26 protein-coding genes and 1 pseudogene are annotated in these 26,416 nt (G+C 65.4%); 8 read left to right on the top strand and 19 right to left on the bottom strand.

Annotated features, from left to right (window positions below):
• Window positions 1-29: 29 nt before the first annotated feature.
• From AC6EKW_RS08030 to galT, 14 genes are all read right to left on the bottom strand, one after another.
• Window positions 30-773, bottom strand: a complete 744-nt coding sequence (locus AC6EKW_RS08030) for a histidine phosphatase family protein (RefSeq protein WP_273888985.1) — start codon at window positions 771-773, stop codon at window positions 30-32.
• Window positions 770-1,453 (bottom strand): cyclase family protein, encoded by a 684-nt coding sequence (locus AC6EKW_RS08035; RefSeq protein WP_498514116.1) that lies wholly within the window; start codon window positions 1,451-1,453, stop codon window positions 770-772. The genes AC6EKW_RS08030 and AC6EKW_RS08035 overlap by 4 nt, the downstream gene beginning before the upstream one ends.
• 10 nt (window positions 1,454-1,463) lie before the next feature.
• Complete coding sequence (locus tag AC6EKW_RS08040) at window positions 1,464-1,757, bottom strand: putative quinol monooxygenase (protein WP_273845571.1); 294 nt, start codon at window positions 1,755-1,757, stop codon at window positions 1,464-1,466.
• A gap of 2 nt (window positions 1,758-1,759) precedes the next feature.
• Window positions 1,760-2,596: a fumarylacetoacetate hydrolase family protein gene (locus AC6EKW_RS08045; RefSeq protein ID WP_498514117.1), complete on the bottom strand. Its 837-nt coding sequence runs from the start codon at window positions 2,594-2,596 to the stop codon at window positions 1,760-1,762.
• Complete coding sequence (locus AC6EKW_RS08050; protein WP_273888989.1) at window positions 2,593-3,069, bottom strand: (2Fe-2S)-binding protein; 477 nt, start codon at window positions 3,067-3,069, stop codon at window positions 2,593-2,595. Before AC6EKW_RS08050 ends, AC6EKW_RS08045 begins: the two co-directional genes overlap by 4 nt.
• Window positions 3,066-5,291 carry a xanthine dehydrogenase family protein molybdopterin-binding subunit gene (locus AC6EKW_RS08055; RefSeq protein ID WP_273888990.1) on the bottom strand — a complete coding sequence of 742 codons (2,226 nt, stop codon included), beginning with the start codon at window positions 5,289-5,291 and terminating at the stop codon, window positions 3,066-3,068. The genes AC6EKW_RS08050 and AC6EKW_RS08055 overlap by 4 nt, the downstream gene beginning before the upstream one ends.
• Window positions 5,284-6,117 (bottom strand): FAD binding domain-containing protein, encoded by an 834-nt coding sequence (locus AC6EKW_RS08060; RefSeq protein ID WP_498514118.1) that lies wholly within the window; start codon window positions 6,115-6,117, stop codon window positions 5,284-5,286. The genes AC6EKW_RS08055 and AC6EKW_RS08060 overlap by 8 nt, the downstream gene beginning before the upstream one ends.
• Before the next feature lie 5 nt (window positions 6,118-6,122).
• Window positions 6,123-6,989 carry a PEP/pyruvate-binding domain-containing protein gene (locus tag AC6EKW_RS08065; RefSeq protein ID WP_273845582.1) on the bottom strand — a complete coding sequence of 289 codons (867 nt, stop codon included), beginning with the start codon at window positions 6,987-6,989 and terminating at the stop codon, window positions 6,123-6,125.
• Window positions 6,982-7,698 (bottom strand): cyclase family protein, encoded by a 717-nt coding sequence (locus AC6EKW_RS08070; RefSeq protein WP_273845583.1) that lies wholly within the window; start codon window positions 7,696-7,698, stop codon window positions 6,982-6,984. Before AC6EKW_RS08070 ends, AC6EKW_RS08065 begins: the two co-directional genes overlap by 8 nt.
• Window positions 7,695-8,336, bottom strand: coding sequence for a GntR family transcriptional regulator (locus AC6EKW_RS08075; protein WP_273888992.1), 642 nt, complete (start codon window positions 8,334-8,336; stop codon window positions 7,695-7,697). The genes AC6EKW_RS08070 and AC6EKW_RS08075 overlap by 4 nt, the downstream gene beginning before the upstream one ends.
• Entirely contained in the window at window positions 8,333-10,066 is a 1,734-nt protein-coding gene (locus AC6EKW_RS08080) for a PEP-utilizing enzyme (protein ID WP_498514119.1), read from the bottom strand. Before AC6EKW_RS08080 ends, AC6EKW_RS08075 begins: the two co-directional genes overlap by 4 nt.
• A gap of 101 nt (window positions 10,067-10,167) precedes the next feature.
• Complete coding sequence (galK, locus tag AC6EKW_RS08085) at window positions 10,168-11,286, bottom strand: galactokinase (RefSeq protein ID WP_273888994.1); 1,119 nt, start codon at window positions 11,284-11,286, stop codon at window positions 10,168-10,170.
• Window positions 11,283-12,260 (bottom strand): UDP-glucose 4-epimerase GalE, encoded by a 978-nt coding sequence (gene galE, locus AC6EKW_RS08090; protein WP_498514120.1) that lies wholly within the window; start codon window positions 12,258-12,260, stop codon window positions 11,283-11,285. Before galE ends, galK begins: the two co-directional genes overlap by 4 nt.
• Window positions 12,257-13,237, bottom strand: a complete 981-nt coding sequence (gene galT / locus AC6EKW_RS08095; protein ID WP_498514121.1) for a galactose-1-phosphate uridylyltransferase — start codon at window positions 13,235-13,237, stop codon at window positions 12,257-12,259. Before galT ends, galE begins: the two co-directional genes overlap by 4 nt.
• A 333-nt stretch (window positions 13,238-13,570) precedes the next feature.
• Here galT and AC6EKW_RS08100 point away from each other — a divergent pair, with 333 nt between their 5' ends.
• The 3 genes from AC6EKW_RS08100 to AC6EKW_RS08110 are packed head-to-tail and all read left to right on the top strand — an operon-like array spanning window position 13,571 to window position 15,958.
• A complete protein-coding gene (locus tag AC6EKW_RS08100) occupies window positions 13,571-15,229 on the top strand; it encodes a BCCT family transporter (RefSeq protein ID WP_498514122.1) in 1,659 nt (552 codons plus the stop codon).
• Window positions 15,230-15,279: 50 nt separating this feature from the next.
• Window positions 15,280-15,510, top strand: coding sequence for a hypothetical protein (locus AC6EKW_RS08105; RefSeq protein WP_273888998.1), 231 nt, complete (start codon window positions 15,280-15,282; stop codon window positions 15,508-15,510).
• The gene (locus AC6EKW_RS08110; RefSeq protein WP_273888999.1) at window positions 15,503-15,958 is read left to right on the top strand and encodes an Hsp20/alpha crystallin family protein; all 456 of its coding nucleotides are present in this window, start codon (window positions 15,503-15,505) and stop codon (window positions 15,956-15,958) included. The genes AC6EKW_RS08105 and AC6EKW_RS08110 overlap by 8 nt, the downstream gene beginning before the upstream one ends.
• Before the next feature lie 21 nt (window positions 15,959-15,979).
• Here the strand turns inward: AC6EKW_RS08110 and AC6EKW_RS08115 are convergent, their stop codons facing one another.
• Both AC6EKW_RS08115 and AC6EKW_RS08120 read right to left on the bottom strand, forming a co-directional pair.
• Complete coding sequence (locus AC6EKW_RS08115; RefSeq protein WP_337958775.1) at window positions 15,980-16,822, bottom strand: glycine betaine ABC transporter substrate-binding protein; 843 nt, start codon at window positions 16,820-16,822, stop codon at window positions 15,980-15,982.
• A gap of 3 nt (window positions 16,823-16,825) precedes the next feature.
• Window positions 16,826-16,891: pseudogene (locus AC6EKW_RS08120) on the bottom strand (twin-arginine translocation signal domain-containing protein); the annotation flags it as partial.
• A 172-nt stretch (window positions 16,892-17,063) separates the two neighbouring features.
• Between AC6EKW_RS08120 and AC6EKW_RS08125 the strand changes: the two are divergent.
• The 5 genes from AC6EKW_RS08125 (at window position 17,064) to solA (ending at window position 23,645) form a co-directional block, all read left to right on the top strand.
• Complete coding sequence (locus AC6EKW_RS08125) at window positions 17,064-17,678, top strand: 5-formyltetrahydrofolate cyclo-ligase (protein WP_273889001.1); 615 nt, start codon at window positions 17,064-17,066, stop codon at window positions 17,676-17,678.
• A gap of 107 nt (window positions 17,679-17,785) precedes the next feature.
• The gene (locus AC6EKW_RS08130; protein ID WP_273889002.1) at window positions 17,786-20,227 is read left to right on the top strand and encodes a GcvT family protein; all 2,442 of its coding nucleotides are present in this window, start codon (window positions 17,786-17,788) and stop codon (window positions 20,225-20,227) included.
• Between the two features lie 16 nt (window positions 20,228-20,243).
• Window positions 20,244-21,176: a PLP-dependent cysteine synthase family protein gene (locus tag AC6EKW_RS08135; RefSeq protein ID WP_273889003.1), complete on the top strand. Its 933-nt coding sequence runs from the start codon at window positions 20,244-20,246 to the stop codon at window positions 21,174-21,176.
• Between the two features lie 64 nt (window positions 21,177-21,240).
• Window positions 21,241-22,455 (top strand): glycine cleavage T C-terminal barrel domain-containing protein, encoded by a 1,215-nt coding sequence (locus AC6EKW_RS08140; protein WP_498514123.1) that lies wholly within the window; start codon window positions 21,241-21,243, stop codon window positions 22,453-22,455.
• A gap of 14 nt (window positions 22,456-22,469) precedes the next feature.
• A complete protein-coding gene (gene solA, locus AC6EKW_RS08145; protein ID WP_498514124.1) occupies window positions 22,470-23,645 on the top strand; it encodes an N-methyl-L-tryptophan oxidase in 1,176 nt (391 codons plus the stop codon).
• Here solA and AC6EKW_RS08150 read toward each other — a convergent pair.
• From AC6EKW_RS08150 to AC6EKW_RS08160, 3 genes are all read right to left on the bottom strand, one after another.
• Window positions 23,642-24,418, bottom strand: a complete 777-nt coding sequence (locus AC6EKW_RS08150) for an ATP-binding cassette domain-containing protein (RefSeq protein WP_273889488.1) — start codon at window positions 24,416-24,418, stop codon at window positions 23,642-23,644. The two genes, solA and AC6EKW_RS08150, sit on opposite strands and share 4 nt — an antisense overlap.
• On the bottom strand, window positions 24,415-25,449 hold the full coding sequence (locus AC6EKW_RS08155) for an ABC transporter permease (protein WP_273889486.1): 1,035 nt from the start codon (window positions 25,447-25,449) through the stop codon (window positions 24,415-24,417). The genes AC6EKW_RS08150 and AC6EKW_RS08155 overlap by 4 nt, the downstream gene beginning before the upstream one ends.
• A 25-nt stretch (window positions 25,450-25,474) precedes the next feature.
• Window positions 25,475-26,416: sugar ABC transporter substrate-binding protein (locus AC6EKW_RS08160; RefSeq protein ID WP_498514125.1), on the bottom strand; the 942-nt coding region annotated here is incomplete at its 5' end.

The following is a 26,416-nucleotide window of genomic DNA, read 5'->3' on the forward strand; positions in this document are numbered from 1 at the left end:
ACTCCACGCATGCAAGGTTGTCCTACAGATTACACCTCGTGAGGTTCCTTTGTAAACAAGGGAAGGCAGGTGCTGCGCCCGCGGAAGGTCACCCTCACCTCGTCGCCGAACTCCAGATCCACCGAATCCAGGTAATCCGGCTCACCGGGATCCCGACCGTCCAGATACCGCCGGAGGAAGGCGCGCAGAAGAGGTGAATGGGTCACGCAGACGTACCTTCTAGAAGGAGCCCCCGAGCGAAGGTCGCGCAGGCTCGAAGAGAATGCCAAGACCCGCCGGGCGACGGCATCGCCATCCTCACCCGGCGGGTCCCGACGTTCCAGCCAGAAACCGATGCGGTCGGGTGAACGCCAGAACTCTCCGAAGAAATGATGTTCGGTGAGGTCCTTTACGGAGGGCCCGGTCTTACCGAGCTGGGCGGCGAGCGCCTCGGGTGAGCTCCCTATCTCCACCCGGACCCCGGCCACGTAAAGGTCGGGGTTGCGCAACGCCCACTCCTCCGTGGGAGGGTGCAGCTCGATCCCCGCCCCCTGATCGTCTGCAGCCCGAAGGCACCTCTCCACACCACGGCGGATGGCGCAGGCGGTCTGGCGCGTTCGCCGCGTCGGCGCGTACAGGAAGAAGACGCTCTCGTCACGCCCCAGCTTCCTGCCGAGCCGGACGCCGGCCTCGACCGCCTGCGCGAGTCCCCTCTCGGTGAGAGGAACGTCGCCTTTGTGCGAGGAGATCTCCCCGTGTCGGATCAGATGCACCCTGAGAAGAGAGACGCTCATCCTTCGACGATCGCGAAGGCGCGGGCCGGGGCGCTCTCGACACCGGCGAATTTGTAGAACGGGGCGAAGAACCTGCAGCGCGGGGGCAGGCTCCCCAGGTTGACCAGCCCCTCCACCAGCGGTATCCCGACGCCCAGTATCACGTTGTGCACCACGAACTCCTCGGGTTTCCAGCCTGGCTCGCGGGCGGCGGGCTCTTCGAAGAAGTCACAGCCGATGCACTTTGGCTCTCTCCTGACCAGCCAGCGGGCGGCACCCTCCGTCAGACCCGGCGAACGGCGGAAGTATTCGCGTTGGCCGATGGCACGCTCGGCCCAGCCGGTGCACAGCAGCAGGATGTCCCCCGGCCTGATGGATTCCCCGGCCGATTCCAGACGTGCAAGGGCACCTTCGAGATCGGGGACGTCTATCAGATCCATGGCCTCCACGGGCCTCATGTCCAGCAACACCGCCTCCCCCATCACCCGCTCCAGCGCCACCTCGTCGATGCTCTCCCCTCCCTTCACGACGTGCAACGCCGATTCCACGTGGCACCCGGTGTGCAGGCTCATCAGGGTAGTCTGGGCGGACTGCCAGTAACCGGGCTTGGTACGGACCTCGAGCTGCACCCCGAGATCCGTCGAAGGAGGCCCCTTGAAGCCGTGGGGGACCGCCGGGCTGAGATCCACTATCTTCTCCACCACATATCCCCTAAACGTCCATCGTCTCGTAAAATTCCCGCTCCCGGCTCTCGAGCAGCGGTATCGCCTCTCCGAAGCCGTACTTCTGGAAGTGCTCGGAATTCACATGAGCCTGATAGGCCTCCTCGTCCTCGTACTGCTCGTAGAAGTAGAAGAGGTTGGGGTTCCCAGGATCCCGATGAGGCTGGTAGAAGAGGTTGCCCGGCTCCCGCCGCGAAGGCTCCACGAGCTTCCGGATCGCCTCCTCGACCCTCTGCGCCTCCCCTTCCTTCGCCGTCCATTTCGCGCTGACCACGTAGGCCATCTTCAGCCTCCCTTTCTTCCGACGCGGTTTCTCAATACTCCTATGCCTTCGATCTCCATCTCTACGAGGTCTCCCTCCTCCAGCCAGCGGTCCAGCTCCAGCCCGGATCCGCCGGCGGCCGTCCCAGACCCGAACACCTCGCCGGGGTAGATGGTCTGGGCCAATGAAGCGTAGGCGATGAGGTCCGCGAACCCGTGATGCATGTTAGCGGAGCTGTCCTCGCCCCACACCTCGCCGTTGACCCGCACGCGCATCAACAGGTCGCTCGCGTCCAGCTCGTCCGCCGTAACTATGCATGGTCCCAGCACGTTGGATCCATCCCAGTCCTTGGCCTTGGACGGGCCCATGCCCACCGGGAGCTCGCGGGCCTGCACGTCGCGCGCCGAGAGGTCATTCCAGATGGTATAGCCGAAGATGTACTCCCGGGCTTCCTCTCTGGGAATGTCCTTGCCCTCGCGCCCGATGATCGCCGCGAGCTCCAGCTCGTGGTCGAGGCGGTCCGTGTAGTGGGGCCAGGGGATTTCCTCCTCGGGCCCGATCACGGTATCCGGCATGCCTTTGTAGAAGGCGGGGACCTCGTACCACTCTTCTGGGATGGGCCTCCCGAGACGACCCAGCGCGTTCCTCATGTGTCCCTCGAAGGTCAGGAAGTCGCGCATCGAACGCGGCCTCAAAGGGGCGAGCAACCGTGCATCCGGCACTGGCTCTCGACCGGAAACCGGCGCTCCCGCCTCTATGAACGCGACCATGTCGCCGTCGAACCCGACGTCCACGACACGCCCGTCCTCGAGCAGGCCCACCCTGGGTCCGCCACCGGCCACGTACGTCACCAGCCTCACGTCCTTCCCCTCCTCGCAACGGAACGCAGCTCGCTCGCCGCGAGCTTCACCGCTTCCACGATCTTCACGTAGCAACCACAGCGGCACAAATTCCCACCGAGATAACGCCGGATCTCGTCCTCCTCGGGGTCAGGGATCTCCTCGAGCAACCGAATCACGGTGAGTATCATGCCCGGCGTGCAGTAGCCGCATTGGAAAGCCTGCACCTCTTCGAACGCCCTCTGGACCGGGTGCTCCCCGCCGAGCCCCTCGACGGTCGTGACACTGCGCCCCCCCGCGAGCGGGGCCAGAAGCAGGCAGGAAGAGACCGGTTCACCGTCGAGAAGCACCGTGCATGCCCCGCACACCCCGATGCCGCAGGTCTCCCGCACGCTCAGGAGACCGAGCTCGCGGCGCAGCACCCCGAGCAACATCTCGTCCGGCCCGGCTTCCACCACTTCCCTCTCACCGTTGACCTCGAACGCAAGCCTCACCGCAAGATCCTCCTCTGCACACGCGCCCTGCCGAAGGCGTCCCGGCGCGAGCGCAGGATCAACCCCGCCAGAAGGACCCCTGCCGAGATCCCGAAAGCCAGAACGCAAAACTTCCTGCCGGCCCCCTCTCTACCCGGAGGTTCTCTCCTGCAACGCGAAGATTCCCTCCGGTCTAAAGCATCCAGGACAGCCTCGGCGGTCATGGGCAGGTCGGTCACGTTGATCCCTAAAGAATGCAGGGCGTTGCCCAAAGCGGGAGGGACCGGCGGCAGCGCGGTCTCTCCGAGACCGTGCACCTCGGCCCCCTCGCGCTCTACCAGCTCGTGGGTGAACACATCGGGCAGGTCATCCGCGGCCGGCAAGCAGTAATCGGAGAGGTTGGCGTTGCTCACCTGCCCCTCCGAGAAGGAGATGCTCTCGAAGAGCGCCGTCCCGAGCCCCATTATCATGGAGCCTTCGTTCTGCAGCTCCGCCCCCGGCCGGTTCACCACCCTGCCAGCGTACACCGGCGCGTGCAGCCTCTTCACCCGGAACTTCCCCGTCTCCTCGTCCACCTCTACTTCGGCCGCGGCGGCCCCCTGGTGCCAGTGCGAGGAGGCCACTCCCTGTCCGGTGTCCGGATCAAGCCCTCCCTCGTCCGCCACCTCGCCGAATCCGCGCCGCCCGTTCTTCTTCAGATCCTCCACGGCCTTCTCGAGGGCCCGTCCCATCATGTGCGTCGAGCGGCTGGAGGTGGTACGGGTGTCGTACGGTACGGCGTCCGTGTCTGGGTCGGGGAAGCTTATCCTCTCCACCTCGGCTCCGAGGAGGTCGGCGGCCATCAGCCGGATGGCCCGCTTCGCTCCCTGCCCCATCTCGGCTGTGGCGCAGTAGATGGTGTAGTTCCCTTCGCCGTCGTGTTCCACGGCGATCGAAGCCCGGCTCGGGGTCTGCATGCCCTTGAGCATCACGCACAGGCCCTTGCCGCGTCGTCCCTCCCGCCAGCCCACCGCATCCGCCGCTTTCCGCAACAGTTCCTCGAAATGGACATCGTGCATGACCTCGCCGGTGCAGTAGCGATCGCCATTCCGGATGATGTTCTTCAACCTCAGCTCGAGCGGGTCCATCCCCAGACGCTCCGCGAGCAGGTCCATCGTCCGCTCGGAGGCCCAGGTGCACTGCATCTGACCGTAGCCCCGGTAAGCGCCGTTGGGCGGCAGGTTGGTATAGACGGCGCGGGAGTCGACCCATACGTTGGGTATGCGGTAGGGACCGGGAGAGGCGAATCCCATCTTCTGGGCTACCCCGGGTCCGCAGTCGGCGTAAGCGCCGGTGTCGGCCCAGCACTCCACCTGCTTGGCCACCAGCGTCCCGTCGCGCTTCGCACCCAGCCTGACCCTGATGGTGGATGGATGGCGGTTGAGGGTGAGCCACTCCTCGTCACGCTCCAGTACCAGCTTGACGGGGCGGCCCGCCTTGCGCGCCAGACAGGCGGCGATGGCCTCCAGCCGCACGAAGGTCTTGGCCCCGAAGGACCCGCCCATCGGGGGGCAGACGATGCGCACCTGCTCCTCCGGGATGCCGAACAGCCCGGCCAGATCCATGCGGGTGTTAAACGGCGTCTGCGATCCGGTCCAGACCTCGAGCCGACCATCGCTCCAGCGCGCGAGCGCCGCATGGGGTTCCATCGGGGCGTGCTGGGCGCCCGCGGTGGTGTAGGTCTCCTCTACGACTACATCTGCCTCCTCGAAACCCTTTCGCACGTCCCCGTGCCGGATGCGGAAGCGGTGGCAGACGTTGGTGCCCGGCTGGGGCCGCAACCCGAAGTAAGCCGCGTCGTTGTCGGAGATCGCGATCTCCTCGTGGATCAGTGGAGCCCCCTCCTCGGCGGCTTCCACGGCGTCGAAGACGGCCGGGAGCTCCTCGTAGTCCACCTCGATCAGATCCAGCACTTCCCCGGCTCGCTCCACGCTGGGGGCGGCAACCGCGGCCACGGGATCTCCGGCGTAGCGGGCCTTGTCCAGCGCCAGCACGGTCTGGTCCTTTATCTGGCACCCGTAGCGGTTCAGCTCCCGCACGTCGCCGGGTACGAGGACGACCACGTCGTCCGGAACCGCCGAGGCGTCCACCCGCAGGACACGCGCATGAGGATGCGGGGAACGCAATATGCGCGCGTGGAGCATCCCCTCGATCTCGACGTCCCGCGAATAGCGGGTCTGGCCGGTAACACGCGGATCAGACACCGTACAACTCCTCCAGGGCACGACGCACCTCGACTTCCATCACGCGGCGCCGGTAACGCGCGGAACCGCGTGCATCCGATAGGGGATGGATGTTCTCGGCGTACCTCCGGGCGATCTCCCTGATGATCCCTGCGTCGACTTCTCCTCCCGCCAGCGCGCAGACATCGGGGAAATACTGGGGTCTGCCGGCGACGGCTCCCACGACGACCCGCAGGGTCTTCCCCCCGTACCTTGCGGCCGCCACCGAGACACAGGGACGATCCTCGCTGGAGCGAGAGCGGAACTTGCGGTACACCGCCTGTCGAACTCCATCGGGCACCCTGACCCCCACGACCAGTTCGTCCTCTTTCAGAGCGGTCGTGTAGTGGTCGAGAATGAAGTCCTCGACGGGCACCTCCCGCTCACCGTTCTTTCCCGCGATCACGACGCGGGCAGCGAGCGCGGCGAGCATCGCCGGGGGATCCGAGGCATAATCGGCGTCTGCGAGCACCCCTCCGACGGTGGCCTGGTTGCGCACCCGGGGACTGGCCACGAGCGAGAAGGTGCGGGCGAGCGCGGGCCACTTCCGGCGCACCAGCTCCGATCTTTCCACCGATCTATGCGTCACCATCGCACCGAGGAGAAGCACGCCGTCTTCTTCCCTTATGGAGTCCAGTCCAGGGACGCCACGCAGGGATATCAAACGCGCGGGCCGGAGGAACCCCTGGTTCATGAGGATGCCGACGAAGGTTCCGCCTGCGACCACGACCGCATCCTCCCCGTAGGACGAGCGAAGCTCCAGCGCTTCGTCCAGGGAACGAGGCTGGTGCCATTCGACGTGGCGCATCTCAATCACAGGGTAGTGACGGGCCGGCACTGCAGCAGGTAGAGCTCACCACCAGAGATGGCCCACTCCACGTCCTGAGGCGCACCCGCCTTCTCTTCGAGCAACCTCCCGAGCTCGGCGAGGCGCCGGAGTTCTTCCTCGTCCAGCACCCTCTCGTCGCCCGTCTTACCACGCTTGAGCGTGCCGGAACGGTCGAGCACGTAATGGTCCGGTGTCACCTCTCCGGAGACGACCGCCTCACCCAGCCCGAAGGCACCCTCGACGATCATCCTGTCCCGCCTTCTCCTCACCGGGTCAACGGTGAAAAGCACGCCCGCCTTCTCCGGTTGCACCATCTTCTGCACCACGACCGCCATCCGCAGATCCTCCAGCGAGCCTTTCTGCTGCCGGTAGAAAAGGGCCCGCTCGGAGAAAAAGGAGGCCCAGCAGTCGACCACGCGCCGGCAGACCTCATCCTCTCCTTCCACGTTGAGGTAGGTTTCCTGCTGGCCGGCGTAGCTCGCGGCCTCGGAGTCTTCGGCACAGGCCGAGGAGCGTACCGCCACCCTGCCGTCACCCAGGCGCTTGTGCGTTGCGGTGGTCCTCACGCCAGTGAGCCGCCGGTATGCGACGGAGATCTCTTCGCGCGGGGGATCGACCTCCTGCAGCGCGGCCGCGAGCCCCACGTGGTCACGCTCCCGAACCAGCTCCAGGACGCGCTCCACGTCCACCGAACTCTCCAGCACCCACGACGGAACGACGAAGCCGGGCGGTACGGGCAGGCCCTCGGAAGCCATCCTCGCCAGGCTTGCTCCCTTCCCCCCGGCGAGCGAGACGTCCCTGCACTCCTCGTCCGAGAACCAGAGTATGGTTCTCTCCCGAACCCTATTCATCGAGGATCGCCACCGCTCGCAAGGGTGCCCCGGTGGTTCCGGTCCACTTGATGGGAAAGGCGGAGAGCTTGAACCCGTAGGGAGGTAGCTGATCGAGGTTGGTCAGGTTCTCTATGTGCCAGTAATCTTCCTCCCACATTACCCGGTGCGCCTCCCAGAACTTCTTGCGCTCGAACATCGCCCACACCGGCGGATCGAAGGTGGGAGCATCGGTCCCCATGAGCCGTATCCCCCGGGAGATCAGGTACTTCGTGGCCTCGGCGGTCATCCCACAGTGGTCGGTGAGATACCTTTCCTGGTCGTTGTACGCCGAAGCACCGGTCTGGATGAGGACTATGTCCCGTTCCTTGAGCTCGTATCCGATCTTCTCCAGCGCCTGGTCTATGTCCGAAGGGGTGATGCCGGCCCCCTTCTCCAGGTGCCGGAAGTCGAGGACGACGCCGTCGGAGTAGCAGTACTCGAGCGGTATCTCTTCTGCGGCCGGTCCGTCGGGACGTATGTGTTTGAGGGCGTCCATGTGGGTCCCGGCGTGGTCGCTCTGGATCACGAGGTAAGAGGCGGTGAGCGAGTCTACGCCGTACTTGTCCGCTCCGACTCCTTCGGCGAACTCCTGCCAGGTCTCGTACATCAGGAGGCTCGGCGCAGGTATCCTGGGGAAGGTGATCATGTCCTTGTGTACCGGCATCGACAGGTCTACCAGGCGACTCATTCGGGTCGGGCTCCTTTCATCATCTTCTCGAAGGCCGTGAAGTGCCAGCGCAACGCTGCCCCTGCCTTCTCCGGGTCCTTCTCTTCCAGCGCGTCCAGCAGCGGCCGGTGCATCTCGGCCAGCTCATGCAGGTCTATATCGGTCTTGACGACGGTGATTATCGTGCGCGCCCCGATCCTGAGCGAATCCCAGACCTCTTTGAGCGTCCGGTTGCCCGAGGACTCCACGATGAGCCTGTGGAAGCTCACGTCGTGGCGGACGAGCTCGTGCAGGTCTCCGGCCCCGGCGGCTTCCTTCATCGCTTCGAACTCTTTTTCGAAGGCCCCGATCGCCCCACCCAGTCGGGCGGCCGCCAGACGCGCGGCGAGCTCCTCCAGGGCGGCGCGGACGGGGTATATCTCGAGCAACTCCTCGAGGGTGACCTCCCGTACGCGCGCCCCCCGGAAAGGCTCTGACTCCACGAAGCGCAGCAGCTCGAGCTCCCTGAGGGCCTCCCTCACGGGGGCCTGGCTGGTACCGAACTCCCGGGCGAGCTGGGTCTCCACCAGACGCTCGCCAGGAGCGTACTCGCCGCTCAGCAGGCGTGCTATGAGCTCCTCTTTGATTTGCTCGCGCAGCACGGTGCGGTTGAGCTTCAAGAGAGGATCTCCACGATGCCCGTCGTACCGTTGACCCGCACGCGGTCTCCGGTCTTTATCCGCTCCGTCGCCTCGGACGTGCCCACCACCGCCGGGATGCCGAACTCGCGCGAGACGACCGCCGGGTGGGAGACGGTCCCGCCGGCATCGGTCACGAGCGCGCTTATCTTGGTGAAGAGCACGACCCAGGCGGGGTTGGTCATCCGACAGACGAGCACGTCCCCCTCTCTGACCTCATCGAACTCTTCCGTGGAGGTGACCACCTTCGCGGTCCCCTCCACGACTCCGGCGGAGGCGGCGAGTCCTCTAATCTCTGCGGTGGTCTCCGAGGGCTTCCGGTAGAACTTCTCCGGGAACCCCCAGAGCGCAGCGTACGGGAACTCCAGCGCTTCCCGGGTAGCGGTCCCCACCCAGTCGCGGGGCCTCATCTCGTACGCTTCCTCGTGCTCGTCCCTCCGGTCGGAGACCAGGGCCCGCGCGTCGATTCTTCCCGGGTCCGTCATGAGCACCCGGAGTTCGTTGTAGCGGAGGAACATGACGTCTTCCGGATCGTCCAAGACGCCGGCCTCGACGAGCTTCTTTCCGATGGCAATGAGAACCAGACGCAGCCGGGCATTGGTGCCCTGGTCTATGTAGAAGTGGTGGTCGGGGGTGAGGGGGTTCATCCGCAGAGAAAGGTCCAGCGCCCGCTGCAGTTTGCGCCTCCCTTCTCCTTCGGGCACGTCGTCCATCAACTCATGGATGGCATCCTCCAGATCCTGCTTCACCGCCTCGAGCGCCTTCGGATAGTCATAGTCGCTCTCCAGATAACCCCTTATCGCTTCCAGAATGGGCGCGGGATCCTCCTTCCAGGTCTTGAAAGAAAACTCGTGCGCCCAGATCGCCTTGTATCCGAACTCCTGCTGGTAGGGTTCGAGCCGCTCGGAGATAAACCTCCTCCCACGCTCCGAGCCCCGCAGGGCCTCCAGCACTTCCGCCGCCGCATTGGCTCGGAACGCTTCGCGGAGGTCGGGATCTCTTTTGATCTCTTCTTTCATCCTCCACAGGGCTTCCACGGAATCCCAGTTCTTGTCTTCGGTAGAGCTCTGCAGCCTGCCCACGAGCCCGGGATCCACCTCCCCCTTGACCTCCGCAATGGTCGCGCTCAGGTTCTGCGTGGAGGTGAACTGAGCGAAGTTGAGCATCCAGTGGATCTTCCAGTGGCGGTCGTGGATGTCTATGGCGTCCTCGAGCAGCACGGCCAGCTCCACCAGATCCGCGCTCTCGGTATCGTACTCATCGAGATACGCAAAGTTGCGTTTTATCTCGGGCACCAGACGATCGCGCCACCAGTCCAGGAAATTCCAGGCGTAGTGGGGAAGCACCGCATCCATGTATACGCCTATCTTGGAGGCATAGTCTGGATCGCACGGCACCCGCGGCACGTAGCGGCTCTGATACTCCACGGCCTCGGCTCGTACCGAAGGGTCGGCCGGGACCGCCGCCGTGTACACATACCCGTTTATCCTCTTGGCTACCCAGTCGGAGGCGAAGGGCGTCCCGAAACGCCTGAACATGTGGTCGCAGGTGAGCCACCACCCCCCGATGTCGAAGAACATCGGAGAGACCGGGTTCGGACAGTGCAGATCGTCGTAGATCCAGAAAAGCTCCTTCTCCCCCTCCTCCCACTCTATCGGAAAATCTTCGTCGCCGTAATAACTGCCGAGCACCCGGCCAGTGTCTGTCTCCACGATACTCCTCCTCGTGAGGTCAATCCTTTCCCCGGCAGAAGTATATATAATCGATTATCGAGAGAAATGCAAGATACGAGATGAGATCCGTCCGGCGACGTCTAGAGCACCAAGACTTCGGCCCCGGGAGCAGGAAGAAACCGGTAGAAGAGGGGCTCGCGGAAGCCGCAGGCCGAGAACCGCTCGCGCGCCCGCCGCGCGAGCGCTTCCGCCCGTCCGGCTTCGACGAGCGCCATCGCGCATCCCCCGAAGCCCGCGCCGGTGAGCCGCGCGCCGGGGGCGCCGATCTCTCTTGCGCACTCGACGAAGGCGTCGAGCTGTGGGGTAGAGACCTCGTAGTCGTCCCGGAGGGAGGCGTGGGAGGCGTACATCAACCGGCCGAAGGAGGCGTAATCCCCGGCGCGCAGCGCCCTCGCGGCTTCGAGTACCCGCCCGTTCTCGGTGACGACGTGGCGGGCACGGCGCAGGAGCTCGCCGGAGAGCTTCGGCAGATCGTCTTCCGTCGCGTCCCGCAGTTCTCGCACCCCGAGGCGGCGGGCGGCCTCCTCGCAGCTCCTCCGGCGCTCGTTGTAGCCCGTTCCGGCGAGGCCCCGCTCGACCCGGGTGTCGCACACCAGGAGCACGAGCCCCGCCCCCTCGAGGTCGAGCGGCACGTCCTCCGCCTCGAGCGTGCGGCAGTCGACGAGCAGGGCTGCACCTTCATGGCACAATAACGAGGCGTACTGGTCCATTATGCCGCTCTGGACGCCGACGTATTCGTTCTCTGCCCGCTGACAGATCCGGGCCAGGTCTTTCCTGTCTACCTCCAGACCGAAGAGGGCGCCGAGGGCGAGGGCGGTGGCGGCTTCGATCGCGGCGGAGGAAGAGAGGCCCGAGCCGCGGGGCACCTCACCGGCGAAGGCGGCCCGGAAAGGCCCGATAGCACACCCGGCCTCGCCGAGGGCCCACGCCACCCCGCGCGGGTAGTCGGCCCAGGAGTTTTTCTCTTCTGGAGTGAGCGGGCGGGTCTCGTCGAAGTCCGCGGAGTAGAGAATCCCCTCCCCTCTGCCGGCGGCGACGGCCACCCGGCGGTCTATCGCGCAGGGCAGGACGAAGCCGCCGTTGTAGTCGGTGTGCTCCCCGATGAGGTTTACACGCCCGGGAGCGCTCGCGACGACTTCGGGATCGGCGTCGAATCGCTTCCGGTAGGCTTCGGCGGCGCGTCCCTCGACTTCTCTCATCCCCCGTAGCCCCCCGGGTGGGAGAGCATCCACTCCCAGGCGTCGGAGATCATGGCCGCGAGCTCCGGTTTCTCGGGTTTCCAGCCGAGCTCCCGGCGTATCTTCCCGCTCGATGCGACCAGGACCGGCGGGTCGCCGGGGCGGCGCGGGGCCTCTTTTGCCTCTATCTCCCTCCCCGTCACCTCGCGCGCCGTCTCTATGACCTGACGCACCGAGAAGCCCTCGCCGTTACCCAGGTTGTAGATGCGATGCTCGCCCTCGCGTGCGGCCTCGAGCGCCAGGAGGTGTGCTCGGGCGAGGTCTTCGACGTGGATGTAGTCCCGGATCGCGGTGCCGTCCGGGGTGGGGTAGTCGGTGCCGTAGACCTCGACGTACTCCCGCTCGCCGAGCGCGGTCCGCAGCACGAGCGGGATGAGATGCGTCTCCGGGCGGTGGTCCTCCCCGAAGCGCCCGCTCGCCCCGGCGACGTTGAAGTAGCGCAGGCTCACCGCGGCGAGCCCGCGGGCGCGGGCGACGAAGGAGATCATGCGGTCCACGGCCAGCTTCGATCCCCCGTACGGGTTGGTCGGGAGCGGCGGGTCGTCCTCCTCTATCGGCACCTTCCGCGGCTCCCCGTAGACCGCCGCCGTGGAAGAGAAGACGAGCCTCGATGCTCCACCCTCGACCATCGCCTCGAGCAGGTCGAGCGTCCCTAGCACGTTGTTGCGGTAGTAGCGCTCGGGCTCTTCGACCGACTCGCCCACGAGCGAGAGCGCCGCGAAGTGCAAGACCCCGTCGTAGCCCCCCGAGAGGGCCCGCCGCGTCTTACCGGCGTCGAGGAGGTCACCCTCGACGAAGCGCGCCCCCCCGGGGATCGCCCGCCGGTGTCCCCTCGAGAGGTTGTCGAAGATGGTGACCTCGTGCCCGGCCTCGAGGAGCTGTCCGGCGACGACGCTCCCGATGTAGCCGGCCCCGCCGGTGACGAGCAGCCTCACGCCCGCGCCACCGCCTCCCTGAGGTGACCCGCCGTCTCCTCCGGCAGGGCGTCCACGATGAACGCCCCCGCCCCGGTCTCGCTCCCGGCCAGGTACTTGAGCTTGTCCGCCGTACGGTTCGGCGGGTAGAACTCTATGTGGAAGTGGGCCACCCCCTCGTAGTCGCCGCCGTCGGTGGGGGCCTGGTGCATGACCATCATGTACGGCAGCGAGAACCCGAAGAGCTCGTCGTAGCCGACGAGAAGCCGCTTGAGGGTGCGCGCAAGGTCCTTGCGCTCCTCCGCATCGAGCCCGGCTATGGAGCCGACACACCTCCTGGAGTAGACGTGCACCTCGTAGGGAAAGTGCGCGTAGAAAGGGACGAAGGCGGAGAAGTGCTCGCCCTTGACCACTATCCTCCGCCCTTCTTCGTGCTCCTGCGCGAGCAGGTCGCAGTGCAAACACCCCCCGGTCTTCTCGCGGTGGGCGCGGGCGGCCTCGAGTTCCCGCTTCGGACGCGGCGGGACGAAGGGATAGCCGTAGATCTGACCGTGCGGATGGTGCAGCGTGACCCCTATCGCCTCGCCCTTGTTCTCGAAGATGAACACGTAATCGACGAAATCCAGCGCGCCGAGCTCCCGGTAGCGGTCCGCCCACACCTTGACGAGCTGCTTTATGCGCCGCTCCGGGAGCTGCGCCAGCGTCGCGTCGTGCTCGTCGGTGTAGAGGACCACCTCGCACACCCCGCGCCCGGCGGCCTTCGGGGTCAGCCCGTTCCCAGCCCCCTCCGGCTCCGGTGCATCAGGCACGAACGAGGGGAAGCGGTTCTCGAAGACGACTATCTCATAAGACTCCCGGGGCACCTCTGTCGGGAACCCGCCCGGCTTCGTCGGACACAGCGGGCAGTACTCCGCCGGGGGCAGAAAAGTCCTCTCCTGACGGTGGGTGGCGTAGGCCACCCACTCACCGAGCGTCGGGTCCCAGCGCAGCTCGTTCAAGCGTCCTCATCCTCTTCTTCATCCTCCTCGAAGGAGTAGAAGATGATGTACCGTCCGTCCTCCTTCAGCAGCCTCTCCTTGCGCATGTTACACCAGCCTCCGCTCTACCCGTAGCCTTCTGCAACAATATCTTACATCAGACAACATTCATGCGTTTATTTTGTGTTTCAAAAATCCACCCTCGGCCGATCGCCCTGATCCACTCCCGGAACCCGCCTCAACGTAATGCTTTCACCTCGCTTGTTTGAAAGCTGTTGCATCCAGAGATACGGTTTTTTGGAGCAAAACGGAAGAGGGAGGTATACACGCATGCCGGAGCGGGTGAGATCGTATTTGAGGGAGCATACGAACCCGCCGGTTTTCGTGACGTCAGGGCTCATCGCGATAATCCTGGTAGCGCTCGGCGCAGTCTTTCCTGGAAGGTTCGGCGCGGCGGCGGAAGATTTCCAGAAGTTCATAACCACGTACTTCGGGTGGCTCTACATCCTGAGCGCGACGTTTTTCCTGGTCTTCGCTGGTGCGATCACGTGCAGCAGGTGGGGAAGGATCAGGCTGGGTCCCGACGATGCCCGGGAGGAGTACGGCACCTGGTCCTGGATCTCGATGATGTTCACTGCCGGGATGGGCATTGGTCTAGTCTATTATGGGGTGGCGGAACCGCTGAACGACTTCATGCACCCTCCGGTCGGCGAAGGAGGTACGAGGGGGGCCGCAGAGCAGGCGATGAACTACACGTTCTTCCACTGGGGCCTCCATCCCTGGGCCATCTACGTCGTTCTGGGGTTGGCGCTGGGATACTTTTCATACCGCAAGGGCCTTCCGCTTCGCCCCGCCTCGGCGCTCTATCCCCTGATCGGGGAGAGGATCAACGGCCCGGTGGGGCATCTCATAGACATTCTGGCGGTGTTCGGGACGCTCTTCGGGCTGGCGACATCGATCGGCATTGGGGCCACCCAGATAGGTGCGGGTCTACAGACGCTCTTCGGCATCCCCAACGACACGCTGGTCGAGGTGTTGATAATCGCGGCGGTCGAGGTGGTCGCGATCACGTCGGTGATGCTCGGTATAAACGCCGGGATAAGGCGTCTGTCGGTGATAAACATGTGGCTCGCCCTGGCTCTGTGCGCGTTCGTCTTCGTGGCGGGGCCGACCCTGTTCCTGCTCGACTCGATGGCCACCGATACCGGTTATTACCTGCAGCACCTCCCGCAGACCAGCCTCACCATCTTCACCACCAGGCAGGGACATGACTTTCAGGCCACCTGGACCCTGTTCTATTGGGGGTGGTGGATCTCATGGTCCCCCTTCGTAGGCATGTTCATAGCCCGCATCTCCTACGGATACACGATCCGCAAGTTCATCCTCGGCACGCTCCTCATCCCCACCGGTTTCTCGATCGTGTGGTTCGTGGTCTTCGGGGAATCCGCCCTGCACCGGGTGCTCACCGGCAGCGACCGGGTGCTGGCAGACGCGAGCGCGCCCACCGCGCTCTTCGTCCTGCTCGAGCAACTCCCCACAGGCAAAGTGATCAGCCTGATCTTCTCGGTGATCGCCATAGTCGTCGTCACCCTGTTCTTCGCCACCTCTTCGGACTCCGGCTCCCTGGTGGTGGACATCCTTACCAACGGCGGAGACCCGCACCCCATCTGGCAACAGAGGATGTTCTGGGCCATCACCGAGGGCGTGATCGCCGCGGTGCTGTTGGTCGCCGGGGCGGCCACCGGCGGGGACCCGCTGAGCGCGTTGCAGACGGCAGCCATAACCTCCGGTCTCCCCTTCTGCGTGGTCCTGCTCCTCATGTGCCTCTCGCTGTTCCTATCCTTCACAGGCGAACGCGTGCCCCGCATCCCGGGCGAGGTGGTCGTCGCTCCGCAGCCGGACCGCATCGTGCCCGTCACCGACGGGGCTGCGCAGGAGCCCGGGCGCACCAACGGGGGAGTTCCAGCCCCGCAACAGGTACACACCGGAGGCCTCCAGGGACACGAGAGCTGACGAGGCAAGCACCGAGAAAACCCGCACGACTGAACGAGGAGGTACGGCAAGTGCAGGAGAGCATACCGAGATCCTGGGTAGGGAAGGACGTGATACTAGCCCGCTCGGGGGCCTCAGATTCTGAGCTCGTGGTCCTCAGGGAAGTGAACGACCTGGGTCTCGCCTACGCCTACAAAGCGGGCGAGGTGGAGGGAGAACCCGTCTTCGTCCCCTGGACCGCGGTGAGCTGGATGCGTCCCCCCGTGCCCGCGGACCTGCAAGGAGCCCGGGACGATGGGTAGACAGCGCCGAAACCCCTTCCGGGGCTTCCTGGACGTGATGAGCGAGATGAACCGGGCCCAGCAAAAGTGGATCTCCCTGAACGACCAGGGACGGGCCGGAGCACACGGAACCCCGGCCACGGCTTGGATCCCTGACGCAGACATCTACGCCCTCGAGAACGACCTGGTGATCCGGTGCGCCCTGGCCGGCGTGCGGCGGGAGGACGTGGAGATCTCACTCTCCGGCGGGGTGTTGATGATCTCCGGCGAGCGCAGAGGGGAACCCAAGAACCCCCGCCCGATCCACTACACCAGAGAGCTGCGCTACGGGATCTTCCGCAGGGTCATGAGCCTCCCCGAAGGCATCACCAAGAGCGATATAAGCGCTCGCTTCGAGAACGGCCTCCTCGAGATAATCGTGCGTGGTGGAGCCTCAGCCACCGAGCCGGAGCGGATCGAGATCGGCTGACGGCCGCCCTCTCCAGCCGCCTCAGCCCTTCTGAGCCTTCTTCGCGGCCTCGATCCAGGGATCGACGACGCTCTGGTTCTTCTTCAGCCAGCTGCGTGCCCCCTTCGCGGGGCTGCTCTTTCGGATCTCGAGCTCCAGCTCACCAAGCTGCCCGGGCGTGAGCCGGACGGCTTTGATCATGGCGTACGCCTCCGGCTTGTCTTTATGCAGGTTCTTGCTGACTATCGCCGAGAGCTCCTCGCCCTTGCCCATGAGCCCTTTCGGGTCCTCCAGGTACCTTATGGGATAGGCCGTGAAGGCCCAGTGCGGTTTCCACAGCGTGACGACTATGGGCTTGCGGTTCGCTATCGCCTTCTTGAGCGCCGAGAGCATCGCCGGGGTGCTCGAAGCCTGCAGCGTGTAGTCCAGATGGTACCCGGGGATGACCTTCGTCTTGACCACGTTCATCTCGCCAGCCCCGGCCTCGATGCCCGTGATATGTCCGCCGAACTGACTCCTGTATTTGTTCAGGTCGGCTATGCTCTTCGCCTCAACGTAGTCGGGGACCGCGAGCCCGATAGTCGCCTTTCCTTCGTACCACGGCGCGAGTTTCTCGACCTTCCCCTTGTACTTCTGCCAGTAGACCTTCTGCGTGTAGGGAAGCCAGGTGTCCATGAACGCGTCTATCTGACCCGTCGAGACCCCCTGATACAGAGGCCCGGCATCGGCAAGCTGTAGCTTAACGTCGTACCCGAACCTGTCCCCGAGCAACGCCTTGAGCACGTTGTTCAGCGCCACGTCCTCGTCCCAGCCGATGTCACCCAGCGTTAGCGCCTTCTTGCCCCCGGTGGAGGAGCCTCCCCCACCACACCCTCCCGCTCCCACCAACGCTACGCCTGCTACCCCCGCCCCACCTACCTTCAGGAAATCTCGACGACTAAACTTCCTCTCCATCACCCTCTCCAATCCCACCAGACAACTTGTTTTGTATGAAGAAACGGTTTTGTGAAATGCCAGTTTAGTGTCATGCACGGGTTGCGGTCAAGGACGGCACCGTTTGGATTATGCTATCCGACATGGAAGGTGTACGAGCCGAGAGACGGGCTCACGAGGTATAGTCCGCGCCATGAAGCGTGACGAAAGGCAGCATCCAAGCCCCGTAAAGGAACGACTGAGATCCGAGATCCTGCGACGCCGGGATGGGCTCCCTACTTCAGATCGTCTCCGGCTCAGCGCCGACATCATGCGCAGGATCACCGCCCTCGCCCCCTACCACCACGCCAGAACGGTCCTCGCCTACAGCAGCTTCGGCAGTGAGCCGGATACCTCTCCGCTGCTGCAGAAAGCGCTCGAAGAAGGCAAGATTCTGCTCCTGCCAAGGGTAGAACGCGCCTCCAGACGCCTCACCCTCCATCGCGTGCACAACCCGGAGAAAGAACTCGTCCCCGGAACGTGGGGCATCCGTGAACCAGACCCGGACCTCTGCCCGGAGATACCCCCCTCCTCGGTGGAGTTCGTGCTCGTCCCCGGCGTCGCCTTCGACCCCGGCGGCGGCCGCCTCGGCTACGGCGGCGGCTTCTACGATCACCTAATCTCAGAGGAGCTCACCCACCACCCCCCTCTCGTCGCCGCCGCCTTCGAAGTCCAGATGGTCCCCGAGATCCCTCGCGACGAACACGATGTCCCAATAGACCTCGTCGTCACCGAAAAACATGTGTACAGTCAGCCCTCCGCCCCTTGACCTTCCCTTACAACACATGTTACGGTTTTGTATGGAGGAGTGGGTTGCGCAAAAAGAAACAAAATTGAGAAGTACGCCGTACGGGGTCGCATCGGGGGCGAAGGAAGGTGAGAAGCCGGGCTGAGGTCGTGATCGTGGGGGCCGGCATCGTCGGGTGCGGCATCGCGGAGAGCCTGACGAGGCTGGGCTGGCGGGATGTGGTGGTCCTGGATCAGGGGCCGCTGCCGCGGGCCGGTGGGTCGACGTCGCACGCGCCGGGGTTGATGTTCCAGACCAACCCCTCGAAGACGATGACGGAGTTTGCTAAGCGCAGCGTGGCCCGCTACCGGGCGCTCGAGCTCGACGGGGAGCCGTGCTGTCTGCAGGTGGGGGGGATGGAGGTCGCGGCCACGCCCGAGCGGTGGGAGGATCTAAAGCGCAAGCACGGTCTCGCCACCTCCTGGGGTGTGGAGTCGTATCTTCTCTCCCCCTCCGAGTGCGTCGAGAAGGTGCCGCTCCTGGACGGGAGCAGGATCCACGGCGGGTTCTACGTTCCGACCGACGGGCTCGCCAAAGCGGTGCGGGCGTGCGCGGCGCTCAGGAGGCTGGCAGAGGGGCGTGGGGCCGAGTTCTGCGGCGAGACGGAGGTCACCGGTATCGAGGTGAGGGGCGGCCGGGTCGCCGCCGTCGAGACCGACCGCGGGAGGATCGAGACCCCGCTCGTGGTGAGCTGCGCCGGGATGTGGGGGCCACGGCTCGGGCGGATGGTCGGGGTCACGGTCCCGCTCGTCCCGATGCAGCACCAGCTCGTCTGGACCACACCCGTAGAAGAGCTCACGGGCGAGAGCGAAGAGGCCCGGCATCCGATCCTGAGGCACCAGGACTTCTCGATGTACTTCCGTCAGCGGCACGAGCGCTACGGGATCGGCACCTACCGCCACCGGCCGATGCCCGTCTCCCCCGACGAGATCCCGCGCAGCAGGCTCTCCGGCGGGATGCCTTCGGTCATGCCGTTCACCCCGGAGGACTTCGAACCCTCCTGGCGGGAGGCGCGGAGGATGCTCCCCGCGCTCGAAGGCGCCCGGATAGAGGAGGGGATCAACGGCCTCTTCTCGTTCACGCCGGACGGAATGCCGCTCCTCGGGGAGGCGCAGGAGGTCAGGGGATTCTGGGTCGCCGAAGCCATCTGGATCACCCACGCCCTGGGAATCGCGGAGGTGATGGCCGCCTGGATCACCGGGAGCGATCCGGAGATGGACGTGAGCGGTTGCGAGCTCTCCCGCTTCGAGGCGCACGAGCTCTCCCCCTCCTACGTCCTCGCCCGCAGCTGCCAGTCCTTCCGCGAGGTCTACGACATCATCCACCCCCTGCAGCCGATGGAGGAGCCGCGCCCGCTGCGCACCAGCCCCTTCTACCCGCGGCAGAAAGAGCTCGGGGCGTACTTCCTCGAGGCCCACGGGTGGGAGCGCCCGCAGTGGTTCGAGTCCAACAGGGAGCTTCTTAAGGGGCGGGAGATCCCGGAGCGCGATCCGTGGTCCGCCCGTTACTGGTCGCCGGTGGTCGGAGCGGAGCATCAGGTCACCCGCGAGCGGGTCGCGCTCTACGACATGAGCCCGCTGAAGCGGGTCGAGGTGACGGGACCGGGCGCGCTGGAGTTCCTGCAGCGCCTCACGACGAACGACCTGGACAAACCGCCCGGCAGGATCACCTACACCCTCATGCTAGACCACCGGGGCGGCATCCGCAGCGACATCACCGTGGCCCGGCTCGGCGAGGAGCGCTTCCAGCTCGGGCTCAACGGCCCCCGCGACGTCGAGTGGATGGGGAGACACCTGCCCAAAGCAGGCTCCGTCAGCGTGCGCGACATCACCGGCGGGACCTGCTGCGTCGGCGTGTGGGGCCCGCGGGCGCGCGAGGTCGTCCAGTCGCTCTCCGAAGACGACCTCTCCGACAAGGCCTTCCCCTTCTACCACGCCCGGCGAACCTACCTGCGGGAGGTACCCGTCCTCGCGCTGCGCCTCTCGTATGTCGGCGAGCTCGGCTACGAGCTGTACACCACGTCGGATATGGGTCTGAGGCTCTGGGACCTCCTCTGGGAGGCCGGCAAGCCTTACGGGATCATCGCCGCCGGCAGGGGCGCGTTCGAGTCCCTCCGGCTCGAGAAGGGCTACAGGATGTGGGGCAGGGACATGACCTGTGAGCACGACCCCTACGAGGCCGGGCTCTCCTTCGCCGTCAGGCCCGGCAAGGGAGACTTCATCGGCCGCGAGGCGCTGCTGCGGCGCCGGGAGGAGGGGCCGCGCCGGAGGCTCTCCTGCCTGGTCCTCGACGACCCGCAGAGGGTGGTCATGGGTGCGGAGCCCGTCTACCACGAAGGCTCCGCCGTCGGGTACGTCACCAGCGCCGCCTACGGTTACTCGATCGGGCGCGGGATAGCCTACGCCTGGCTCCCACCGGAGCTCGCCCGGCCCGCAACCCGGGTACAGATAGAGTACTTCGGGGAGCGGCTCGGGGCTGAGGTCGCCGAAGAACCGCTCTTCGACCCCGCGATGAAGCGGATACGGAGCTAGCGGCGAGGAGGAGAAGATGAGGCAGGAGCAGAGCCCGGCACAGAGCAAAACACCCACCGTACTCGACGCGATCGGCGACACCCCGCTCGTGCCGGTGGAGGAGGGCATCTGGGCCAAGCTGGAGTACCTCAACCCCTCAGGCTCCATCAAGGCGCGCATCGCCAAGTACATGGTCGAGAAGGCGGAGCAGGAGGGGTTGCTGAAGCCGGGGGACACCATCGTCGAGGCCTCGAGCGGCAACACCGGCAACGCCCTCTCGATGGTCGCCGCGGCCAAGGGGTACCGGATGGTCGTCGTCATGCCCGAAGGGATGAGCAAAGAGAGGGTCGCGATCAGCCGGGCCTTCGGCGCCGAGGTGATGGAGGTGGGGCACTTCCACGTCAACGAGGCGCTCGCAAAAGCGAAGGAGCTCGGGCAGAAGGAGGGCTACTACTGTCCCTCGCAGTTCGACAACGAGTACAACGTCGAGGAGAACCGCGAGTGGCTCGGGCGTGAGATCCTCGAACAGCTGCCGGACGGGGTCGTCCCCGATGCCCTGGTCATGGGCGTCGGGACCGGGGGCACGCTCATCGGGGTGGGGCAGGCCTTCCGGGAGGTCAACCCGAAGGCGCTGCTCGTGGCCGTGGAGCCCGACGAGTCGTGCACGATCCTCTGCGGCGAGACCGGGCGGCACCTCATCGAGGGCATCTCCGACGGGTTCATCCCCGGCATCTACCAGCGCCACGGCGGGATGGTGGACGAAGTCCGGCCGGTCGGCAGCGAGGAGGCCGTCTCGGCGATGCGTGAGATCGCCCGCCGGTGGGGGATGTTCGTCGGGCCCTCGAGCGGCGCGCACCTCGCGGTCGCGCGCAGGCTGAAGGAGGAGCGCCCCGAACTCAAGACCATCGTCACCCTCTTCTGCGACGAGGGGGAGAAGTATCTGAGCGAGCACTTCTCGGGGAGGGGGTGAGGCCACAGAAAAAAGAGCGCCGCATCGAAGAGCGTTCGTAAGAGAGGACCTTTCGGAGGAGAAGATGACCCGGGTGCATACGCCTCAGGAGAGCCGTACAGCACAGGCCCCGCAGATACTGCTGTACACCAGGATAAAGAAGAGCCCCTACTTCTATGCTTCACGCCGGCATGGGCCCGTGATGTACAGCACCTACAACCACCACTACCACCCCCGCCACTACGGAGATCCGGTGCAGGAGTACTGGGAGCTTCTGAACGGGGTGACGCTGTGGGACGTCGGCGGGGCCGAGCGGCAGGTCGAGATCACCGGCCCCGACGCCTTCGAGTTCACCAACATGCTCGTCCCGCGAGATCTGGGCAAGTGCACCGTCGGGCAGTGCAAGTACGTCTTCCTCACCGCCGAGGACGGGGGCATCGTCAACGACCCGGTGCTGCTGCGGCTCGGGGAGAACCACTTCTGGCTCTCCCTGGCCGACAGCGACGTCCTGCTGTGGTGCCGGGCGCTCGCCTACAACTCCCGCTTCGACGTAAAGATAAAGGAGCCGGACGTGGGTCCGGTGCAGGTGCAGGGGCCGAAGTCCCGCGAGGTGATGGTCGAGCTCTTCGGGGAGAAGATCCTCGAGATCCCCTACTACCACCTCTCGCACGAGGAGCTCGACGGGATGGAGGTCGTCGTCTCGCGCACCGGCTACACCTCGGAGCTCGGGTTCGAGATCTACCTGAAGAACGCCAGCCGCGACGGCGAGAAGCTGTGGGACGCGATCCTGGAGGCAGGCGAGCCGCACGGCCTGAAGGTCACCGGGCCCTGCCACATCCGCCGCATCGAAGGCGGCATCCTCGCCTACGGCTGTGACATGGACCTCTCGACCAACCCCTACGAGGTGGACTACGGCTACGAGTGGATGGTCGACCTCGAGCAGGAGGCCGACTTCATCGGCAAGGAGGCCCTGAAGAGGATCAGGGAGGAGGGCGTGCGGCGCAAGCTGGTCGGGGTCGAGATCGCAGGAGAGCCGCTCGGCTCCTACAACGACGGCTCGATGATAGACTTCTTCCCCGTCTACGACGGCGAGAGGCGCATCGGCGAGGTCACCTCGGCCTGCCATTCCCCGCGCCTGCAGAAGAACATAGGCTACGCGATGGTCCCGATAGAGTACGCCGGGCTGGGCACCGTCCTCACCGTCGAGACCCCGCGCGGCCGGGAGCGGGCCACGGTGGTCCGGCGGCCGTTCATAGACCCGCAGAAGGAGATCCCGAAGCAGGATCTCACGGCGTCGTAGAGGTTCGGGCCCGGATGACGAGCGGTTTCTCCTACACCGGCAGCTACGACGTGATCGTCGCCGGGGTGGGGACCATGGGCAGCGCCACCTCCTACCACCTGGCCAGGAGGGGCAGAAAAGTCCTCGCCCTGGAGCGATTCGGCATCCCGCATGCGATGGGCTCCTACCACGGGCACACCCGCATCATCCGCCTCGCCTACTACGAGGACCCATCCTACGTGGTGCTCCTCAGGCGCGCCTACGAGCTCTGGCGCGAGATACAGGACGTGCTCGGCGAGCAGCTCCTGTACATCACCGGCTCCGTGGACGCGGGGCCGGAGGACTCGTGGGTGTTCCGGGGTTCGTGGGAGTCGTGCCGGCTGCACGATCTGCCGCACGAGGTGCTCACCGGCGCAGAGCTCAACAGGCGCTACCCCGGCTACCGCCTGCCCAGGGACCATCTGGCCCTCTTGCAGCCCGAGGGGGGATTTCTGGCCCCCGAGCGGTGCATCGTCTCGCACGTGATGGCCGCCCAGGCCCATGGAGCCGAGGTGCACGCCCACGAGAAGGTTCTGGAGTGGCAGCCGCTGCAGGACGGCGTCAGGGTGCGCACCGAGCGCGGCAGCTACGAGGCGGAGAAGCTCGTCATCACCGCCGGGGCGTGGGATGCAGAGCTACTGGATGTACTCGACGGGCTCGCCGTCCCCGAGCGGCAGGTTCTGGCCTGGCTGCAGCCCACCCGCCCCGAGTACTTCCGCCCGCAGAACTTTCCGGTGTTCAACGTGCTGGTGGAAGAGGGGCGCTTCTACGGCTTTCCGGTCTTCGGGGTGCCGGGCTTCAAGTTCGGGAAGTACCACCACCTGCAGGAGACGGTCGACCCCGACACCCTGGACCGCGAGGCGCGCCGCGAAGACGAGGAGCTCCTGAGGAGCTTTGCGGAGAGGTACTTCCCGGAGGGGTGCGGGCCGACGATGAGCCTTGCGACCTGCATGTTCACCAACACGCCGGACAACCACTTCATCATCGACCTGCATCCTGAGTACCCTCAGGTTGTCGTGGCCTCGCCATGCTCGGGGCACGGCTTCAAGTTTGCGAGCGTGGTGGGTGAGATCCTGGCGGACCTCGCCGAGAGCGGCACGACCCGCCACGACATAAGCCTCTTCCGGCTCGAGAGGTTCGCCCGGGAAGGAACGGGGCGCGCCTCCCCCTAGGAGGCGCGCGCCCTGCGGTACTCCTCCACCACCAGCTCGGTCAGCTCCTCCATCGAGGTCTCGGCGGTGGGCTTGTCGTAGGTGATCTCGCCGTGCTGGATCAGGTTGACCCGGTCGCAGATCCCGAAGATGTGCGCGTAGTTGTGGTCGATCATGATGATCGAGACCTCCCCGTCGCGCCGGAGGCGCTGGATGAGGTCCATGATCATCGTCGCCTCCTTCGCGCCCATCGCGGCCAGCGGCTCGTCCAAAAGCAGGATCTTCGGGTTCGCCGAGTAGACGGCCCGGGCGACGGCGATCGCCTGGCGCTGGCCGCCCGAGAGGCGGGCGACCGGCTCGTCTATCGAGGGGATGTTCACCCCGATGTCGTCCAGGTACTGGCGGGTCTTCCGCTTCATCTCCCGCTTGTTCAAGAAGCGGAAGGGCCGGTGGGTGATCTCGCGGTTCAGGAACATGTTCTCGTAGACGGTCATGTCGTTGGCGAGCGCGAGATCCTGGTAGACCACCTGGATGCCGAGCGACTGGGCGTGAGAGACGCTTTTGAGCTCGATCTCCTGGCCCTCGAGGAAGATCTTCCCCTCATCCGGTTTGTGGAAGCCGGTGAGGATCTTCATCAGGGTGGACTTGCCCGCCCCGTTGTCCCCGACGATGCCGAGCACCTCACCCTTCTTGAGGTGCATCGTGATCCCGCGCAGCGCGACCACCGAGCCGAACCGCTTGACGATGCCCTCGGCCCTCAGGATGTCTTCGCTCGTTGCACCGTTCTCGCTCATGTCGATCCTTTCTTCTCGGGCCGGCTGAACCAACGGAAGCCGCCGCGCTCACGCACGGTTCCGAGGTAGATGTTGAAGATCATCAGGATCAGGATCGCCACGCCCAGGATCACGTCGAAGGTGTTGGCGCTCACCCCGAGGAGGGTGAACCCCTGCCGGAGCTCGGCCAGGACCACGGAGCCCAGGAAAGCCCCGATCATCGTCCCGACCCCGCCGGTGAGCGCCGTCCCCCCGATGACCCCGGCCGAGATCGCGAGGAACATGATGTTCGCCCCGCCGGCGAGCGGGTCCACGGAGCCGACGCGCATCGCCTCGAGGATACCGGCGAACCCGGCGAGCGTGGCGGCGATCATGAAGTTGACGACCCGTATCCTGTTGACCCTGATCCCGGCCTCCCGCGCCCCGATGAGGTTGCCGCCGGTGGCGAAGGTGTGCATCCCCCAGCGGGTGTTCTTGAGCAAAAGGTGCATCATGACGAGGATGATGAAGGCCCAGACTATCTCCGAGTAGGGATAGTTGCCGAGCCACTGCCGCACCGTCCCGCCCGGCGCGTTCTTCGGGAAGCCGTTGAGGAGGATCACGTTGAGCCCGCCGAGCAGGAAGAAGGTGCCCAGCGTCACCACGAACGAGGGCACCCTGAAGTAGACGTGCACCACCCCGTTGATGAGCCCGACCGCCGCGCACGCCAGAAGCCCGAGTGCGACGGCTATCGGGAGGATCAGGCGCAGATCCGCGTAGGCGAGCCACATTATTATCGGGGCGAACCCGAACGTGGAGCCGACCGAGAGGTCTATCTCACCCAGGATCATGACCATCACGAGCCCGGTGGCCATGATCACGTACGGCGCGACCGTCTGCGAGAGGGTGGTCAGGTTGCTCCGGGTCCAGAAGCCCGAGTTGGCGAACTGGAAGTAGAAGAACAAGACGAGCGCGATGACGAAGATGCCCAGCTCGCGCTGCATGAGCAGCCTGCGGACACCGTGCATCAGGCCGCCTTCTGCCTCCTCTCTGCTGACCGCGTTATCCGTCATGGTCTCTCACCTCGATTCCTCGCCCTCAGGTGGTGGGCGGGGTTATCTTCGAGGGCGGCTTGATGAGCTTCTCCTGCTTGGAACTGCCCTCGTAGCGGGACTTGGTCGACAGGTAGGGCTTGACGTTCTCCTTGGTGACGAACTTCAGCCCCGTGTTGGTCGTCGAGGGGCTCATCAGCCCGCCCGAGATCCGCCACAGGTAGAGCTGCATCACCGGCCAGTAACCCTGCTCGTAGGGCTGCTGGTCTATGGTGAAGTCGAGGATGCCCTCGTCGATGTACTGCAGCGTCTTGGGCAGGAGGTCGTACCCCCCACCCTTCACCCCCTTCTTGTGCAGCCCGTACTTCTTCATGACCTGCCCGACGCTCTGGGTCGAGCCGGCGTCGACGGCGAACATGCCGTTTACGTCCTTGTGCCCCTGGTAGTAGGCGTCGATCCTGTTGAGCTCGTCGTTGACCTGCGCGCCGGTGGCGACCTCCGAGACCTGGATCGGGGCACCGGACTGCTTGATCCCGGCCTTCGCCCCGTCTATCCTCGGCTGGATGTTGAGCTGCCCCGGCGTGGCGATGAAGAGCGCGACCTTGCCCTTCTTGACGAGCTTGGCGATCCGCTTGCCCATCTCGACCCCGGACTGGTAGAGGTCCTGCCCGATGTACGCGAGCGCCGGGTTGGGCTTGCCGGGAGCGCCGTTGGCGTTGTAGGCGACGACGGGTATGCCTTTCTGGTAAGCCTTGAGGATGGGCTCGTTGAACGCCTTGGGGTCGACGATCGAGACGGCGATCCCGTCGGCGTTGCCGTCTATGGCGGTGTTCATCGCGTTGACCATCTCGGAGACGATCGAGTTCTCCGAGCCGGTCCACTGGTACTTGCAGTTCAGGATCGCGCAGGCGTCCTGGATGCCGTACTGGGTGGCGGTGAAGAACGGGTTGGTGGTCACGTGGTTGACGAACACGAAGTTGTACTGCGG

It is taken from the genome of Rubrobacter sp. M3-4 (genome assembly GCF_059772285.1).

Bases quoted from the DNA above. Each gene is read 5' to 3' on its own strand.
- AC6EKW_RS08150 (WP_273889488.1), bottom strand. From the start codon at position 24,418: ATGAGCGAGAACGGTGCAACGAGCGAAGACATCCTGAGGGCCGAGGGC.
- AC6EKW_RS08135 (WP_273889003.1), top strand. From the start codon at position 20,244: ATGAGGCAGGAGCAGAGCCCGGCACAGAGCAAAACACCCACCGTACTC.
- AC6EKW_RS08040 (WP_273845571.1), bottom strand. From the start codon at position 1,757: ATGGCCTACGTGGTCAGCGCGAAATGGACGGCGAAGGAAGGGGAGGCG.
- AC6EKW_RS08125 (WP_273889001.1), top strand. From the start codon at position 17,064: ATGAAGCGTGACGAAAGGCAGCATCCAAGCCCCGTAAAGGAACGACTG.
- solA (WP_498514124.1), top strand. From the start codon at position 22,470: ATGACGAGCGGTTTCTCCTACACCGGCAGCTACGACGTGATCGTCGCC.
- AC6EKW_RS08060 (WP_498514118.1), bottom strand. From the start codon at position 6,117: ATGCGCCACGTCGAATGGCACCAGCCTCGTTCCCTGGACGAAGCGCTG.
- AC6EKW_RS08065 (WP_273845582.1), bottom strand. From the start codon at position 6,989: ATGAATAGGGTTCGGGAGAGAACCATACTCTGGTTCTCGGACGAGGAG.
- AC6EKW_RS08070 (WP_273845583.1), bottom strand. From the start codon at position 7,698: ATGAGTCGCCTGGTAGACCTGTCGATGCCGGTACACAAGGACATGATC.
- AC6EKW_RS08110 (WP_273888999.1), top strand. From the start codon at position 15,503: ATGGGTAGACAGCGCCGAAACCCCTTCCGGGGCTTCCTGGACGTGATG.
- AC6EKW_RS08030 (WP_273888985.1), bottom strand. From the start codon at position 773: ATGAGCGTCTCTCTTCTCAGGGTGCATCTGATCCGACACGGGGAGATC.
- galK (WP_273888994.1), bottom strand. From the start codon at position 11,286: ATGAGAGAAGTCGAGGGACGCGCCGCCGAAGCCTACCGGAAGCGATTC.
- AC6EKW_RS08155 (WP_273889486.1), bottom strand. From the start codon at position 25,449: ATGACGGATAACGCGGTCAGCAGAGAGGAGGCAGAAGGCGGCCTGATG.
- AC6EKW_RS08140 (WP_498514123.1), top strand. From the start codon at position 21,241: ATGACCCGGGTGCATACGCCTCAGGAGAGCCGTACAGCACAGGCCCCG.